Annotated in this window: 14 protein-coding genes; 8 read left to right on the top strand and 6 right to left on the bottom strand. The window is 45.1% G+C overall.

From position 1 onward, the window contains the following. Nucleotides 1-21 precede the first annotated feature (21 nt). Complete coding sequence (locus tag F7R58_RS00265) at nucleotides 22-543, top strand: SPOR domain-containing protein (RefSeq protein WP_158063026.1); 522 nt, start codon at nucleotides 22-24, stop codon at nucleotides 541-543. Nucleotides 544-580: 37 nt separating this feature from the next. On the opposite strand, the gene F7R58_RS00260 is transcribed toward F7R58_RS00265, so the two are convergent. The 5 genes from F7R58_RS00260 to F7R58_RS00240 all read right to left on the bottom strand — a co-directional run bounded on the left by F7R58_RS00260 (nucleotide 581) and on the right by F7R58_RS00240 (nucleotide 7678). After that, on the bottom strand, nucleotides 581-1855 hold the full coding sequence (locus tag F7R58_RS00260; RefSeq protein WP_158063025.1) for a DUF6080 domain-containing protein: 1275 nt from the start codon (nucleotides 1853-1855) through the stop codon (nucleotides 581-583). 33 nt (nucleotides 1856-1888) lie between these two features. Next, on the bottom strand, nucleotides 1889-3430 hold the full coding sequence (locus F7R58_RS00255) for a protein adenylyltransferase SelO (protein ID WP_158063024.1): 1542 nt from the start codon (nucleotides 3428-3430) through the stop codon (nucleotides 1889-1891). 74 nt (nucleotides 3431-3504) lie between these two features. Then, nucleotides 3505-5889 (bottom strand): penicillin-binding protein 1A, encoded by a 2385-nt coding sequence (locus tag F7R58_RS00250; protein WP_158063023.1) that lies wholly within the window; start codon nucleotides 5887-5889, stop codon nucleotides 3505-3507. Nucleotides 5890-5898: 9 nt separating this feature from the next. Further along, nucleotides 5899-6360, bottom strand: a complete 462-nt coding sequence (locus F7R58_RS00245) for a gliding motility lipoprotein GldH (RefSeq protein ID WP_229723823.1) — start codon at nucleotides 6358-6360, stop codon at nucleotides 5899-5901. Beyond that, nucleotides 6353-7678: a stage 0 sporulation family protein gene (locus tag F7R58_RS00240; protein ID WP_158063021.1), complete on the bottom strand. Its 1326-nt coding sequence runs from the start codon at nucleotides 7676-7678 to the stop codon at nucleotides 6353-6355. The genes F7R58_RS00245 and F7R58_RS00240 overlap by 8 nt, the downstream gene beginning before the upstream one ends. A gap of 231 nt (nucleotides 7679-7909) precedes the next feature. Between F7R58_RS00240 and F7R58_RS00235 the strand changes: the two genes are divergently transcribed. The 7 genes from F7R58_RS00235 (at nucleotide 7910) to F7R58_RS00205 (ending at nucleotide 14863) form a co-directional block, all read left to right on the top strand. After that, nucleotides 7910-9142: an OmpP1/FadL family transporter gene (locus F7R58_RS00235; protein ID WP_158063020.1), complete on the top strand. Its 1233-nt coding sequence runs from the start codon at nucleotides 7910-7912 to the stop codon at nucleotides 9140-9142. 9 nt (nucleotides 9143-9151) lie between these two features. After that, on the top strand, nucleotides 9152-10624 hold the full coding sequence (locus F7R58_RS00230) for a G-D-S-L family lipolytic protein (protein ID WP_158063019.1): 1473 nt from the start codon (nucleotides 9152-9154) through the stop codon (nucleotides 10622-10624). Nucleotides 10625-10709: 85 nt separating this feature from the next. Continuing rightward, nucleotides 10710-11648: a ribose-phosphate pyrophosphokinase gene (locus tag F7R58_RS00225; RefSeq protein WP_158063018.1), complete on the top strand. Its 939-nt coding sequence runs from the start codon at nucleotides 10710-10712 to the stop codon at nucleotides 11646-11648. Between the two features lie 103 nt (nucleotides 11649-11751). Beyond that, on the top strand, nucleotides 11752-12387 hold the full coding sequence (locus F7R58_RS00220; protein WP_158063017.1) for a 50S ribosomal protein L25/general stress protein Ctc: 636 nt from the start codon (nucleotides 11752-11754) through the stop codon (nucleotides 12385-12387). 139 nt (nucleotides 12388-12526) lie between these two features. Next, entirely contained in the window at nucleotides 12527-13753 is a 1227-nt protein-coding gene (locus F7R58_RS00215) for an aminotransferase class V-fold PLP-dependent enzyme (protein ID WP_158063016.1), read from the top strand. 73 nt (nucleotides 13754-13826) lie between these two features. After that, nucleotides 13827-14378, top strand: coding sequence for a DUF3575 domain-containing protein (locus F7R58_RS00210; protein ID WP_158063015.1), 552 nt, complete (start codon nucleotides 13827-13829; stop codon nucleotides 14376-14378). A 53-nt stretch (nucleotides 14379-14431) separates the two neighbouring features. Next, nucleotides 14432-14863 (top strand): nucleoside deaminase, encoded by a 432-nt coding sequence (locus F7R58_RS00205; RefSeq protein ID WP_158063014.1) that lies wholly within the window; start codon nucleotides 14432-14434, stop codon nucleotides 14861-14863. 8 nt (nucleotides 14864-14871) lie between these two features. On the opposite strand, the gene F7R58_RS00200 is transcribed toward F7R58_RS00205, so the two are convergent. Then, nucleotides 14872-15630, bottom strand: a complete 759-nt coding sequence (locus tag F7R58_RS00200; RefSeq protein WP_158063013.1) for a type III pantothenate kinase — start codon at nucleotides 15628-15630, stop codon at nucleotides 14872-14874. Between the last annotated feature and the right edge of the window lie 9 nt (nucleotides 15631-15639).

Genomic DNA, 15639 nt, shown 5'->3' with positions numbered 1-15639 from the left:
ATTTGCTTAAAATAATACTGAATGAAGAACCTTCTTAAGATTTGCAGCCTTTTGCTGTGCCTGACAGGATATAATGCTGGTGCGCAAGAGGTTGTGAAAGTAGACACAATAAACGGCACCAGGCTGCAGGTCTCTATGGACACGAAAGTCCAGAACGCCCTGGCGGATATGGAAGACAACTGCGACCGCAATACCAGGTCATCATCTGCCACCAGCAGTCCAAAGCCCGCCCGAGTACTGGTACCGAACCGCGAACTCACCAATGCCGAAATCTGCCGCAGAAATCCGCGGATCCTGGGATACAAAATCCAGATTGCTGTGGTGAAAAGCAATGCGGAAGCAAACGAGGTAAAAGCTGCCTTCCGGAGAAGGTTTCCGAATATGAAGGTGGAAACAGATGCTTCCCTAAGACCTAACTATAAGATTCTGGCGGGAAGTTATTTCACCAAGCAAAGTGCTTCCGCTGACCTTGCCAGAATCAGGCAAAGCTTCAACACGGCAGTAGCTGTACAATACAGGGTTTTCTGTGTAGAAGCCAAATAATATTCTTGATAGACGTACCGGCCTCCGGCCGGTTTTTTTATTTATAATAAGCCTCCAGGAAGTAGAAGAATTCCTGCATTCTCACCCCATTATTGATTGCGAGAAAGACAAACAGTAAAATCAGGACAGATAAAACACTCATCAATCCAGTCCTGTTTTCGCGGAAACCGCAGAGCAGCCAGCCCAGGATCAGCGGCACGGCGAAGATAAAATGCCCTCCGTAGATGTAGGACGTATGCAAACCGAATTTAAGAACAATGTGGATGACCACATCTACCAAAAAACTAAGCATAAGAATCTGAACCAGACTGTTGCGGAAGTTACGCACGCAGCCCAAAACAAACAGAATAAAAAGAAGCCCGCAGAATACGTATGGAAGTGAACCGTTATAGACATCCATAAACAGGGCTTTATATTCAAACCCTTTGGCATTGTGATAATCCCGGATCACAAAACCCGGAAAAAGGATATTTCCACCCCAAAACCACGAAACAGCCATATCCCAAAAAGGTGTTACTTTGGGATTAGAAAATTTGTCATACTGTGCGGCTGTTTTGGTAAAGATCCGTTCGATATCGAAATTGAGGCGGCTTAAATACAGAATCACAAATACGCCTACTGCTGTCAGGCTTCTCACAAAGGCATTAAGAATTTTGCGCCAGCTCCGGAACAGTCCTTTTTCAAGGAGCACGGGTACAAAAACCTTGGCAGCGTTTGTAATCGTAAGTCCTCCTATGGAAACGGTCGCCAGCGCCAGAGCAGCAGTCGGGATCTTCTTATCTTCCCGGATTTTCAAAGCGGCATAGTAATTAAAGAGAATCAGCAAAAACAGGGTATAGGTGTAGGTTTCCGGCGTGAATGACAGTAAAAGACTTGTGCTGAAGAGCGAAAAGAAAACCACCAAAAACAGACACAGGTAAACCGGCAAGCCGACTATTATTCTTAAATACTTGTAAATCTGAATCATACTTAAACTCACCGTCAGGGCACTGCACCAGGCTAGAAATAACCTGAAATCAGCGTTGTACTGCCCGCCTGAAAATTCGCGGCCCGCCATCCGGATTACATCAAAAAAATAATTGGCCAGCGGATGGCGCTCAAAACCCCCACCTGTCATCACAATAGCACGGTTGTCAAAACTAAAGTAAGCATCCCATGGAATTCGGTTGTCAAAGATAATACGGTAATTAACCGCTATTATGAACCCCAATACGCCATAGGCGGTAAGGAAAACAAAAAAAAGCACCACTTCCGGAGTAGTGCTGGGGAAAACGAGTTTAAGAAAAGCTACAAGCTTATTTCTGAATTTCACAGATGTTAATTTTTTTGCGAAAATACATCAAAATCACGAGCTGCAGGACAACATTGAGCAGCCGGATACATCATCGTACCCTAATGGCCTCTTTACTGAAAATTCGGGATAAATTTCCTGATAGGGATTTTGAAGCGCATCAAGCAGTTTGTCCAGCATACCGGATTTACCCGCGTTTACCTCCTGGATACATTCATATAGAAGGTAATTTCGAAGGATAAATTTAGGATTGGTTTTAGCCATCAGCATTCTGGATTCGGCAATGGAAATCTTATTCCGGCTCCTTCTTGAACTGTAAGACTTAAAAAATCGGTCAAGTGAAGACAATAACTCTTCGGACGCGGGGGAATAGGACACTTTTGTGAAGAAATCATTTACAGACACCGACTCTTCCCACTTTTCCAGCTCCGTAAAAAACAGGGTATAATCCATTTGAAGTTCTGTCATCAAGGTTTGCCATTCCGTAAAAAATTCTTCATCATCCTCAACAAGCTGGTCGAAACCAAATTTTGAAGCCATCATGCGGTCATGTTCCTGCCAAAATCTGTCACTGTAATCATTTAGAGTTTTCTCCAGAAATCCGGCATCCTCTACCAGCGGGAAAAGCGCATTGGCCAGTTGCCAGAGGTTCCACTGTGAGATTTGTGCCTGTTTACCGAAAGCATACCTGCGGCCGGGAAGATCGGTGGTATTTGGGGTGAAATTAAGGTCATAACTGTCCAGCATTGAAAAGGGTCCGTAGTCTATGGTAAGACCGAGCACCGACATATTATCCGTATTCATTACACCATGAACAAAACCGACCCGAAACCACTCCGACATCAGCAGCGCTGTCTTGGAACATACGGATGTAAAGAAATCGCGGTATTTCTGACTTCCTTCCGATTTAATTTCGGGGAAGTAACTTGCTACCGTAAAGTCAGCCAGCTTTCTCAGCAATGTAATGTCTTTCTGCGCGGACAGCAGTTCAAAATGGCCAAAGCGAAGGAAGCTTTCGGCAGTTCGTATCACCACCGCGCCGGGTTCAGGTGCCGGATTTCCGTCATACATCATATCGCGCACCACTTGCTCTCCTGTAAGCACCAAACTCAGAGACCTCGTAGTGGGCACACCAAGATGCCACATGGCTTCGCTCATCAGATATTCCCGCAGAGAAGACCTCAGCACCGCACGCCCGTCCGCCGATCTTGAATAAGGCGTAGCACCTGCTCCCTTCCACTGCAGTTCCGTAGTTTTTCCCTGGGGATTTTTAATTTCGCCTGCATATATAGCCCGACCGTCACCCAGCTGTCCTGCCCAGTTGCCGAACTGATGCCCGGCATAAGCCGTAGCGAAAGTCCGCACATTTTCCGGCAAATCAGTGGCCGCTAAAAAGGAAAGATCCTTATCATCAAAAGGGCCGAGACCTATCTGTTCGGAAAGTTCAGTATTAAAAAGAAGCAGTTTGGGGCGTTCAAAACCTACTGGCTTCACGGTGGAGAAAAGGACATTTGGCGTTTGCCGCTGCTGAAGGTTTCCGGTAAGATCGCCGGGAAAAATATCAAGGTACTTCTGGGTAATTTTTTGAATATTCATCAGGTAAAGTTAAAGAAAGCGCAGGGAGTAAAAAAAACTCCCCCTTGTAGTGAAGGGAGAGTTCTATGATGAGTTTATTTGTTAAAATCTATTTCATCGCCGGAATTAAGGGTTTCATTTACATTATCTTCTTTACGTCCCGGAGATTTGCTGTTGTTTCTTACAGGTTCCTCAATCGTAGGATTCTTAAGGTCTTCTAAAGTTGGTAAAGGTCCCTCATCGCCATAACCACCACCCAGACCCTGCAGGTTTTGGCAACCATCGGTCCAGTCCGAAGGTTTCACGAATTTATCCTCCGGCGTCACCCCTAAAGATTTATCGGCCCAGACTTTCTTCATAAAGATTGCCCAAATCGGAAGTGCCATCTTTGCACCCTGACCCTCACCTGTACTGCGGAAGTGCGTGGCTCGGTCTTCCCAGCCTACCCAAACACCTGTTGCCAGGTTTGGGGTAATCCCCATAAACCAACCATCGGAGTTATTGTTTGTTGTTCCCGTTTTACCTGCGATTTCAACGGCTTTACTGATGCCTCTGCGGCCAAGCTCACCCGCAGCGGTACCGTACTGTGCCACACCTTTCATCAGTTCAATCATCGTATAGGCATATTTCTCGTTCATTACTTCACGTTCCACAGGTTCAACCTCCTTAATTACGCGGCCATTGGCATCTTCAATCCGCCAGATCATCTCCGGTTTCATATAGTTACCATAGTTAGCAAACGTACTGTAGGCGCCTAACATTTCATAGATGGTAATATCCGATGATCCCAGGGCTATGGCGTATTCATTGGGAATATCTTCTGTAACCCCCAGATCTCTGGCGGTCTGGATCACCTTTTTAGGACTGGTCATTTCAATCAGCCGTACCGCCACCGGGTTTTTGGAATGTGCCAGAGCGTCCTTAAGTGCCAGCATACCTCCGGAACCTTCTACGGTCCAGGTACCCTTGCGGTAGGTGGCGTTGGAAACCTGTGAACATGGTGTCATTCCCAGATTCATAATTGCAGTGGCATAAACAAACGGTTTAAATGTAGAGCCTACCTGTCTTTTACCCTGCTTTATATGGTCATACTGGAAGTGCTGCCAGTTGATACCTCCTACCCAGGCTTTGATCTCGCCGGTACCCGGCACCATGGACATCAGTCCGGCCTGTGCAATCTGTTTGTGATACCTGATGGAGTCCCACGGAGACATTTCAACCTCCTCTTCACCATTCCATGTAAATCTGGACATGCGGGTAGGCGTATTGAAATCAATCAGAATGGAATCTTCCGAAACATTAGCAGCCTTTAGCTGTTTATAACGTCCTGTCCTTTTCACCGCAGACATCATAATGTCGTTAATCTGCTTTTTATCAATATAATAAAACGGTGCATCCTTGCGTCCGCGCTGTTCCCTGTCGAAACTTGCCTGAAGTTCCGTCATATGCTCTTTAATGGACTCCTCGGCATATTTCTGCATTTTCGAATCCAGCGTGATGTATATTTTAAGACCGTCCTTAAACAGGTTAAGTGTTTTTCCCGTTTTCTTTTCGTAATCCTTCAGGTAGGTTTCAATTTCCTTTCTGAGGTGAAATTTGTAATAGGCAGAGTATCCTTCGTCAATAGATTTTACCGGTTGGTAATCAAGGACCACAGGCTGACTAACCGCCTTATCATAAGTATCCTGATCCAGATATCCTGTCTTAAGCATTTGGCTTAAAACTACATCCCGGCGCTCCTTGGCACGTTCCGGATTTCTCTTTGGATTATTCTTCACCGGATTTTCCAGCATGGCTACAAACATTGCGGCTTCAGGTAGTGTAAGTTGCTTCGTACTCTTATTAAAGTATATCCGTGAAGCCATCTCAATTCCGTTGGCATTGTAGAGGAAATCGAATTTATTCAGATAAAGCTGTATGATTTCTTCCTTGGTATATCTCTTTTCAAGACTTACCGCCACAACCCATTCCTTAAGTTTCTGAAAACCTCTTTTGATTTTGTTGGATGCCGGATCCGGCGTAAAAAGAAGTTTAGCCAGCTGCTGGGTTATGGTAGAACCACCACCGCGCTCGCCTCCATAAATCACGGCCCGCGCCACAGCCTGCAGGTCAATACCTGAGTGCTCCTTGAAACGCTCATCCTCTTTGGCCTGCAAGGCATACACCAGGAAAGGGGGCAGGTCTGCGAATGTAACCGGCTGTGTTTTTTCTTTTTCGAATTTACCCAGCAGCACATCGTCTGCCGAATAAATTTCAGACGCTACGTAGATATCAGGATTATCAAGCTCCTGCACTTCCGGCATTTCACCCAGGAATCCCTGCGATACAGCAAAAAAGAGTGCGGCAATACCCAATACTACTGCCACCAGGCCCGTCCAGATAAACTTTACCCACTTTTTCCATCCTCTGTTCCTTCCTTTTTTTGGAGGTAAAGGAAAAGTCTTGCGGGTAGTGCCATCCGTATTTTTTTTAACGTCCATAGCTAATAATTATGGTTTTGTGTTCTCTATCTTTACACCTATGTCTTCAATCCCTTTCAGGGTATCATTTCTCATCGCCTGAATGATGCCAATGCTGTAGGTTCCGTCCTGCGGAAAACGGTAATTTGTGCGGTAGGGAAAATGAATTTCCTTGATCTCACCAAAACCTTTGCCCAACCATTCTCCGTCCGGCTTAGCCATCGTATATTCTACCGTATCAGTTTCTGCCTTCTTAGTTTTAAGATTGGAAACTTTTACAATAAAACGGATATTGCTGTAAGGATAAGTGTTATTGTTCCTTACTACAAAGATAATGTTTTTGGGATTCTGAGCCTGGTCGATATCAAAGTCAAAGCGCTGTTCCGCATCCTTGATCCAACTGCTGTTCAGGCTGTTGGTCTTGATATCGGATCCGTCAGAAGTGCAGCTCAGCAGCAACAAGGAGGCAAGCAGCATAAATACTTTAGGCATTCGTATCACGTTTTGGTGGACCTTTTTTGTGAAATTTCTTCTTGTTTGGATTGGGTGTACCGGGCTCTCTTGCCGGCTTGCCTTCCGGACGAGCATTCTGCTGCTTTGGCTTCTGCTCACCTTTCGGTTTCCGGGGTTTATTTTCTGATCCGGAACGGCTTTCTGCGTTTGTCCGGTTGTCCGGTTTTCTGTTATCCGGCTTACGTCCCCGGTTTTTATTCCGGTTTTTGCCTTCAAAACGGTCCACACTGTTCTCCTGAATAAGATCGGTATTCTTTGCAAAGACCTCGGGTGCCACAGCTTTCAGATCTTCCAAAGGCCTGGCTTTTTCCCCTTTTTTATTTAGAGCTATCATTGCCTTTACATCTGCAATGTCAAGATCATACCATGCAGCTGAATGGTCCATGTAGGCAAACCACATCTTCTTCTTGAACACGTCGATCTTGATACAGAACGCTTTACCTTTCTCCGTATCCAGAGTGGTGCTTGTAGAAGGGAAATGATGGAGCGCGTCCAGATAACTGTCCAGCTCATAGTTGAGACAGCATTTTAGCTTTCCGCACTGTCCTGCCAGTTTCTGCGGATTTATGCTCAGCTGCTGATAGCGTGCGGCATTTGTATTCACCGAACGGAAGTCGGTAAGCCATGTGGAGCAGCACAGCTCCCTGCCGCAGGACCCGATTCCTCCTATTTTTGCAGCTTCCTGGCGGAAACCAATCTGCTTCATATCGATTTTGGTACGGAAGGCTCCAGCAAATTCCTTTATTAACTGGCGAAAATCCACACGGTTTTCTGCCGTATAATAAAAAGTGACCTTACCGTTATCTCCCTGAAATTCGACATCGGTAATCTTCATATCCAGCCGCAGATGCTGAGCGATCTTACGCGCCTGAACTTTGGTCTGTTCTTCCCGTGCCCTGGCTTCCTGCCAGGTTTCCACGTCCTTCTGATTGGCAAGCCTGTAAATCTTCAGGGCACCTTCTTCAGAAGCATTTTTCTTCTTCATCTGCACCTTAACCAGCTCTCCGGTAAGGCTTACTACTCCCACATCATGTCCGGGACTCGATTCTACTGTAACGATGCTTCCAATGTGAAGCGGCAAACTGTTTATGTTCTTATAAAAACATTTTCTGTCATTTTTAAATCTGACTTCAACCATATCGCACTTACTGGAAGTGGGATTGTTAATATTTGAAAGCCAGTCAAAAACACTTAATTTATAGCTATTACCACAGGTATCAACACTTTCACAGCCGTTCGCGGATTTTGTTCCGCAGTTATGAGCAGAATCTCCGGATGTCTTACATCCACAACTCATATTTATCTGTTTTAAAATTTGTTCAATCTGCAAATTTAGAATAATTTTTATATCGTGGCTTATCAGGCCGGTTTAATTTGACAGACCTGCCTCCGAATCCTTCGAACCGCATCCACAAACACCTGTTCGAAGCATAGCGTAAATTTTAGCGAGTCCCTATAAATATTAAGAAATATTAACACAGAAATAAAATTAATTATATATTTGAACAACATATACGAATCATTGATTATGAAAAAAGTTTTAATCTCTACAGCTTTACTGGCAGGAGTTTTAACGTATGCAGGAGCTTTCAGGGTTTCACTGCAGGGCGTTAAGCAGCTCGCCATGGCGCACACCAGCGCGCATGCAGGAGATGCAAGTGTTGCATTCTTCAATCCTGCAGGTATGTCGTTTATTCCGGCCAAACTTAGCGTCGCGGCAGGAGGTTTCGGTGCAATAACCAACGTAACTTATCAGAATCCGACTACTCTGCAGTCCTTTGAAACAGACAACCCAATCGGGACGCCTCTTTACGCAGCTGTGGCCTATAAGGTACTGGACAATGTTTCTTTGGGTTTCAGTTTTACTACACCCTATGGAAGTACTATTCAGTGGCCTAATGACTGGGAGGGAAATGAAATCGTGCAGAAACTGGCATTGAAGGCCATGTATTTCCAGCCAATGGTTTCTGTAAAACTGGCCCCCTGGGCATCTGTAGGAGCGAGTTATATTTACGCTACCGGATCTGTGGATTGGGACAAAGGGCTGACTCTGTACAACGGGTCACTTAATATTAAGGACGAGAAAGCCAAAGGTCACGGATTTGGACTGGGCTTTTATTTCCAGCCCGATGAGAAATGGGACGTTTCCGTGGCATACCGTTCCCCTGTAAACATGAAGGCGGACAATGGTGTAGCTACTTTTAATGTAAGTCCGGCACTCTACCCACTTATTGGAATCAACGCTGCAGGTCAGGATAATTTCACAGCTACTTTACCTCTTGTGGAGGAATATACAATTGGTGCTACCTTTAAGGTTACACCAAAATGGAAACTTTCTGCCGACATGAATTATGTAGGTTGGGAGAAATACGACAGGCTAACACTCGATTTCGCAAACGCACCTATCGGTAACCAGGCAGACCCAACAGTACTTACCAACATCAAGGATTTCCATAATACCAGGAATTTCCGCGTAGGTACAGAATACTTGTTCACCTCCAAGATTGCCGGCAGACTGGGATGGTACTATGACGAATCGCCTTACGAAGATGGTAATTTCATTCCTGAGACACCATCATTTGATGCTCATGCAATCACCGGCGGTGTGGGTCTGAAGTTCGGCAGCCTGGGTGTAGACCTGGCTGCGGCCAAGACTTTCCCCAAAAGCAGGGTCTTCAATAACCAGAATATCAATTTCGCAGGTCAGGCCAAGGCAAACTCATTCTATTTCGGCCTTGGAGTAAATTATAACATTAATTAAGAACAGGTTATGAAAAAAATAATAATACCATCACTGGCGGCCGCTCTCCTGCTGTTCACCTACAGCTGCGATACCGATTTCGAAAATGATGTAAATGACGTGGTTATAACAAGCGGAAGTGCAGATTTCAGCAAATACGTGGCTTTGGGTAACTCCCTGACTGCAGGGTACCGCGACAATGCACTGTATCTGGACGGTCAGAATGAATCCTACCCGTCCATCATCGCCGCCCAGATGAAACTTGCCGGCGGCGGCGAGTTTCGCCAACCTTTAATGCCGAACAATACGGGCGGCTTCACCAATCTTTTTAATTCAACTACCGGAGCCTTCGGGGGCAAATATGTACTTGTGGCAGCTAACGGTTCCCTCAGCCCTACTTCAACTGCGCCCGGCGCAGCCCTGGATATTATTACAGCGGGCGGTCCGTACCAAAATATGGGCGTTCCCGGAGCGAAATCCTTTCATCTTGCAGTTCCCGGTTATGGAAATGCAGCGGGATTAAGCGCAGGTCTGTCTAATCCTTACTTCGTAAGGTTTGCCTCCTCCGCAACGACCTCTGTACTGCAGGATGCTGTGGCACAGGCCCCAACCTTCTTTTCCCTGTGGATAGGAAACAATGACGTGTTGTCTTACGCTACAAGTGGAGGTATGGGTACAGATCAAACGGGCAATACCAACCCTTCCACATATGGATCTAATGACATTACCGATCCGGGAGTTTTTGCTACGGTAATTAATTCCTATGTAACCGCTCTTACAGGTAGCGGTGCCAAAGGTGTTATTGCCAATATCCCTAACGTAACTACCATTCCGTATTTTACCAGAGTTCCCGCCAAACCGCTTGTAGGCCTTAGCGCAACTCAGGTGGCACAACTCAATGGGGGATATGCACAGTATAATGCAGGGCTTTTACAGGCAAAAAACCTGGGAGCTATTAACGATTCAGAATATCAGAGCAGATTGATAAACTTTACTACAACCGGATCAAATGGTGCGGTAATCGTGGATAAAGACCTTACCAATCTGTCTGGATTTGGAATTCCGTCCTACAGGCAAACTACTTCAGAGGACCTGATTTTACTTACAGCTTCTGCTGTACTGAATCCTACCGTTGGAGGTGGAACGTCTGTCCCACTGGAAGACAGATACGTTCTTACCAAAAAAGAAACGGCCAAGGCAATAGTTGCAACAACTGCCTATAATGCAGCGCTGAAAAGTATTGCAGACTCCAAGGGACTTGCCTTCGTGGATGCCAATGCTAAAATGGCGCAACTGGCACAGCAGTCAGGCATCACCTTTAACAATGTTAAGTATACGGCCACATTTGTAACCGGCGGAACCTTCTCCCTGGACGGGGTTCACCTTACAGGTAGAGGTGCAGCACTTATTGGTAATGAATTCATTAAGTCCATTAACAATAAATTTGGATCTAACCTTCCACTGGCAAACGTAAATGCTTTTTCCGGGGTCACCTTCCCTTAAGAGAAGCATGCAGAAATTAATAAACCACCCGAACTGAATCGGGTGGTTTATTTTTTTTAAATTTGTACCCTAAAAAAAAGTAAAAATGGCTCAACAATTAAGCTACCTGTTTTCTACCAGAACCAGCAAGGATTTAGCGGCAAACATCGCCAAACATTATGGACAGGAAATGGGTAAGATCAATTTCCAGGACTTTAGCGACGGTGAATTTGAACCTGTCCTGGATCAGTCTGTACGTGGCGGCAGGGTATTCCTGATTGGCTCTACCTTCCCTCCAGCGGATAATTTACTGGAGCTGCTGCTAATGATCGATGCTGCCAAAAGAGCTTCAGCAAAGAATATCACCGTTGTAATTCCTTATTACGGCTTGGCCAGACAGGACCGAAAAGACAAACCGAGAGCACCAATCGGTGCCAAACTTGTGGCTAACCTACTAACGGCAGCCGGAGCTACCAGAATCATGACCATGGATCTCCATGCAGACCAAATTCAGGGTTTCTTTGAAATTCCGGTGGACCACCTGTACGCTTCCACAATATTTATTGATTATATTCAGTCACTTAACCTGGATAATCTGACCATCGCTTCACCGGACATGGGAGGTGCCAAAAGAGCTAAAAATTATGCGGGCCATCTGGGTGCAGAAGTCGTAATTGCCTATAAAGAAAGGAAAAAAGCAAACGTAATAGAAGAGATGTTCCTGATTGGTGATGTAACCGACCGTAACGTCATCCTTATTGACGATATGATTGATACTGCCGGAACCCTTTGCAAAGCCGCGGATATTTTGATGGCCAACGGTGCCAAATCGGTACGTGCGATGGCCACTCATGCGGTATTATCCGGTAAGGCTTATGAAAACATTGAGAACTCAAAGATGTCTGAGGTTATTGTGACGGACTCAATTCCGATCAAAACCGAACTTTCATCCAAAATAAAGGTGCTGTCCTGCGCTTCCTTATTTGCAGATGTGATGAAGATGGTACACGAACACAAATCCATCAGTGACAAGTTTATTATCTAAAACTACACACTCATTAACTCATTTGAATCCTCCAGGTTTTGGGGGATTTTTTTTGTAGAATAAAATGTCTATCTTTGCACCCTAAATTTTTTAACATTTTACAATGAAATCAATTACAATTCAAGGCGCAAAAAGAGAAAGCGTGGGCAAGAAGTCTACAAAAGCTTTACGTGATGCTGAATTAGTTCCTTGTGTTGTTTATGGAGGTGCCGAACCTTTGAACTTCTCTACAGATGAGAAGTCTTTCAAGAAGTTGGTATATACTCCGGAAGCACACACGGTAGAACTGGTTATTGACGGCGAAACTATCCCGGCAGTACTTCAGGACATTCAGTTTCACCCAATTACCGACAAAATCCTTCACGTAGATTTCTACCAGCTGTCCGAGGACAAGCCTGTAGTTATGGAAGTTCCTGTGAAAATTACAGGACGTTCTAAAGGAGTTATGGCAGGTGGTGTGCTTCGTCAGTCTTTCAGAAAACTGAGAGTGAAAGCATTGCCGGCTAATCTTCCGGATGAAATTGAAGTAGACATTACTCCATTGAAAATCGGTGGTAAAGTATATGTAGGTGATATCAAATCTGAATCTTTCACCTTTATGCACCCGGATAATGCGGTTGTAGCTGCTGTGAAGATGTCCAGAACTGCTATGAAAGGTGGTGCTGCTGCAGACGATGATGATGAAGAAGAAACTTCAGAAGGTGATGTTCCGGCAACTGAGCAGGAAAACGCTGAGTAAGCAGATCTATTTAATAAATATTAAACCTGTCGTTTCCGGCAGGTTTTTTTGTCTTTACACCAACTGCCAGACCCAAACTTACCTGCGTAAGGCAGGTTGTTCTTATTTTAAGTAAATTTGAAGGCTTTAAAGCTCACTTATGATTAACCTATCACAAATACGTGCTCAGTTTCCGATACTGAACCGGGAAATACACGGAAAACCTCTCATATATTTGGATAACGCAGCCACTTCTCAAAAACCGTTATCGGTGATTGAGGTGGAAAGTAATTATTACAGAGAACTGAATGCCAATGTACACCGTGGCATTCACACTCTGAGCCAACTGGCTACTGACGAGATGGAAAACTCCAGGAAGAAGGTTCAGAAGTTCATCAATGCCAAGCATGATTACGAGGTAATTTTCACGAAAGGAACGACCGAAAGTATTAATCTTATTACCTATGCCCTGTCCAATTCGGGCAAATTATCTAAAGATGACGAGATCATTATCACTCATCTGGAACACCACTCCAATATCGTACCCTGGCAGATGCTGTGCCAGCGAACCGGTGCCAAACTGAAGGTGATTCCAATTAATGAAGAGGGTATATTAAACCTGGATTTTTTAAGGGCCAACCTAAGCGAGAGAACAAAGATCGTATCCTTTAACTACGTTTCCAATGCGCTTGGTATTGTTAATCCTGTGCAGGAAATGATTTCACTTATACGTCAGAATTCCGGTGCCTGGATCGTTGTGGATGGTGCCCAGGCCGTCCCACATTTCAAAGTGGACGTTCAGGCCCTGGATTGTGATTTCTTCGCTTTTTCCGGACATAAGATGTATGCACCTACCGGAACCGGCGTGCTATACGGTAAAGAGGCAGTTCTGGAATCACTGGAACCCTTTCACGGCGGCGGCGAAATGATTGCCACCTGCTCATTTGAAAAGACCACATATGCCGCATTACCGTTTAAATTTGAAGCCGGGACACCCAATATTGCGGGTAATATAGCCCTGGGAGCAGCGGTGGATTTTATTGAAGTCATAGGACATGAGACATTACAGCAACATGAAAATTATCTGCTAAACTATGCCCAAAGCAGATTGCTGGAAATAGAAAACCTCACTGTTTATGGTAAAAAAGCGCACCGTACCGGCGTGGTGTCCTTCAACCTCCAAAATGCAGGGATTAGTTCCGACGTAGGAATGATCCTGGACAAGTTGGGTATTGCCGTTAGAACCGGGCATCACTGCACCCAGCCCATTATGGACTTCTTTAATATAGCGGGCACGGTTCGTGCGAGTTTTGCTGTTTATAACACAACTGAAGAAGTGGATGCCTTGGTTGAAGGCGTACAAAAGGCGCAGCGAATGCTGTCATAGAATGCGAGTAAGGTTATTAAAAAATAAAAGTTTCAGCTGAGGAAAAATTGGTTACTTTTGTAAAAAATAAACCATGAAAAAAACAATTCTGGCAATCGCTTTTTGCCTGTCCATCATCAACTTAAACGCTCAGGAAATTGAGGCTCCACGCAGGAATGATATCGTGGCAGACCCTTTCCTGCTTATTGCGGTACCGTTGGTGAATGTATCCTATGAAAGACTGTTGAATGAAAATTCAGGTTTGGGCGTAAACGCGATGTTTACATTACAAAATGATTCTGACAGTTTTTCCCAGATCTCTCCTTATTACAGGATGTACTTTGGTAGAAAATTCGCTCAGGGCTTTTTCCTTGAGGGTTTTGTGCCCATTACCACTACAAAGGAGTATGACATGATCTATTTCAATGATGAATTCGGGGGTTATTACACTGAAGGTAATGAAAAAAACACAACGACCGTTGGACTGGGCTTTGGCGTGGGCGGCAAGTGGGTCATCAGAAACGGTTTGGTTATTGAAGCCAGCGGAGGTATTGGACGTCGGTTTGGCGGCAACCTGGACGATTCCTGGGACGGCGGAGACGGTGTAACCGGCAAAGTTATGGGAGGCATCGGATACCGCTTCTAAAAAAGAAAAAATGTTTTAAAATGAAAGCTTTAGTTTTGTACTGAAGCTTTTTTATGTTTACAGACGAATATTTTATGAGAGTTGCACTTCAGGAAGCTGAGGCTGCTCTTGAAAAGGAAGAGGTGCCGGTAGGCTGCATCATTGTATCCAATGGCCGTATCATAGCCCGCGCACACAACCTTACTGAAATTTTAAATGATGTGACCGCACATGCCGAAATGCAGGCCATCACATCCGCAGCCAATTACCTTGGCGGAAAATATCTCCTGAACTGCACGCTCTACGTTACCCTGGAACCCTGCGTAATGTGCAGCGGTGCGCTCACTTGGTCGCAAATTTCCAAAGTGGTTATAGGCGCACGCGACCCACAGCGGGGATTCATCAACAAAAATCTCAGTCTTCATCCCAAAACAGAGGTCGTGACCGGAGTACTGGAGTCCGAATGTGCTGCAATTGTCCGGGATTTCTTTAAAAGCAGACGGTAAGCCAAGCCTTATAGGTCCTTACCCAAATAATACAGGCCTTTAAGCGTATGCAGACGGTCGGCGACATGTATCTTATCTGTTAAAGGCTTATAGACATGGGAAACGCCGCCGGTAGCAATAACAAAACACTCATCCTGTACCTCAGCGTTAATGCGTTCAATGAAGCCTTCTACCATACCCAGGTAGCCATACACCATACCACTTTGCATGCAGGTCACCGTGTCCAGTCCAAGAACACTTTTAGGTTTTGTCAGTTCGATTTCGGGAAGCTGAGCGGTATCGTGGATCAGTGAGTTCAGGGAGGTAATGATGCCGGGAGCAATGATGACCCCAATGGTTTCACCGTGTTCGTTAAGACAGCTGGCCGTGAGTGCGGTACCGAAATCAAAAATAATTTTCTTTTTTCCGGGGTACATATAGTGAGCAGCCACCAGATTGGCATAGATGTCCGTCCCCATCTGCTCGGATTTGGGCTGCACCGGCGAAGCTGTTTTGCGGTCCACCAGGATAGGCTGTCGGTTATGCATTTTTTGGATGGCCCTTGTGATATCATAAGTGAGTTGCGGCACTACGGAACCAATGATGATTCTGTCAATATCGGCTGCCTCAATTTTATGTGCCTGGTACATCATCATGAACTGCATCTGCAGCTCGTCACTTGTTCTGTAGGGCTTTGTATTGATGATCCACGAAATATCACAGTTGTCGTCATCAAACAGTCCGAAACGTATATTCGTATTGCCGATGTTTATTACAATAGATTTCATCGTAAGAGC

Source organism: Chryseobacterium sp. (genome assembly GCF_008831505.1).
Lineage (GTDB): Bacteria > Bacteroidota > Bacteroidia > Flavobacteriales > Weeksellaceae > Marnyiella.
The sequence above is the reverse complement of the archived record's forward strand: the minus strand, read 5'-3'. Positions and strand labels throughout refer to the sequence as shown.

Coding starts and splice junctions, on each gene's coding strand:
- F7R58_RS00265 (WP_158063026.1), top strand. CDS start 22: ATGAAGAACCTTCTTAAGATTTGCAGCCTTTTGCTGTGCCTGACAGGA.
- F7R58_RS00255 (WP_158063024.1), bottom strand. CDS start 3,430: ATGAATATTCAAAAAATTACCCAGAAGTACCTTGATATTTTTCCCGGC.
- F7R58_RS00250 (WP_158063023.1), bottom strand. CDS start 5,889: ATGGACGTTAAAAAAAATACGGATGGCACTACCCGCAAGACTTTTCCT.
- F7R58_RS00245 (WP_229723823.1), bottom strand. CDS start 6,360: ATGCCTAAAGTATTTATGCTGCTTGCCTCCTTGTTGCTGCTGAGCTGC.
- F7R58_RS00240 (WP_158063021.1), bottom strand. CDS start 7,678: ATGAGTTGTGGATGTAAGACATCCGGAGATTCTGCTCATAACTGCGGA.
- F7R58_RS00235 (WP_158063020.1), top strand. CDS start 7,910: ATGAAAAAAGTTTTAATCTCTACAGCTTTACTGGCAGGAGTTTTAACG.
- F7R58_RS00230 (WP_158063019.1), top strand. CDS start 9,152: ATGAAAAAAATAATAATACCATCACTGGCGGCCGCTCTCCTGCTGTTC.
- F7R58_RS00225 (WP_158063018.1), top strand. CDS start 10,710: ATGGCTCAACAATTAAGCTACCTGTTTTCTACCAGAACCAGCAAGGAT.
- F7R58_RS00220 (WP_158063017.1), top strand. CDS start 11,752: ATGAAATCAATTACAATTCAAGGCGCAAAAAGAGAAAGCGTGGGCAAG.
- F7R58_RS00215 (WP_158063016.1), top strand. CDS start 12,527: ATGATTAACCTATCACAAATACGTGCTCAGTTTCCGATACTGAACCGG.
- F7R58_RS00210 (WP_158063015.1), top strand. CDS start 13,827: ATGAAAAAAACAATTCTGGCAATCGCTTTTTGCCTGTCCATCATCAAC.
- F7R58_RS00205 (WP_158063014.1), top strand. CDS start 14,432: ATGTTTACAGACGAATATTTTATGAGAGTTGCACTTCAGGAAGCTGAG.
- F7R58_RS00200 (WP_158063013.1), bottom strand. CDS start 15,630: ATGAAATCTATTGTAATAAACATCGGCAATACGAATATACGTTTCGGA.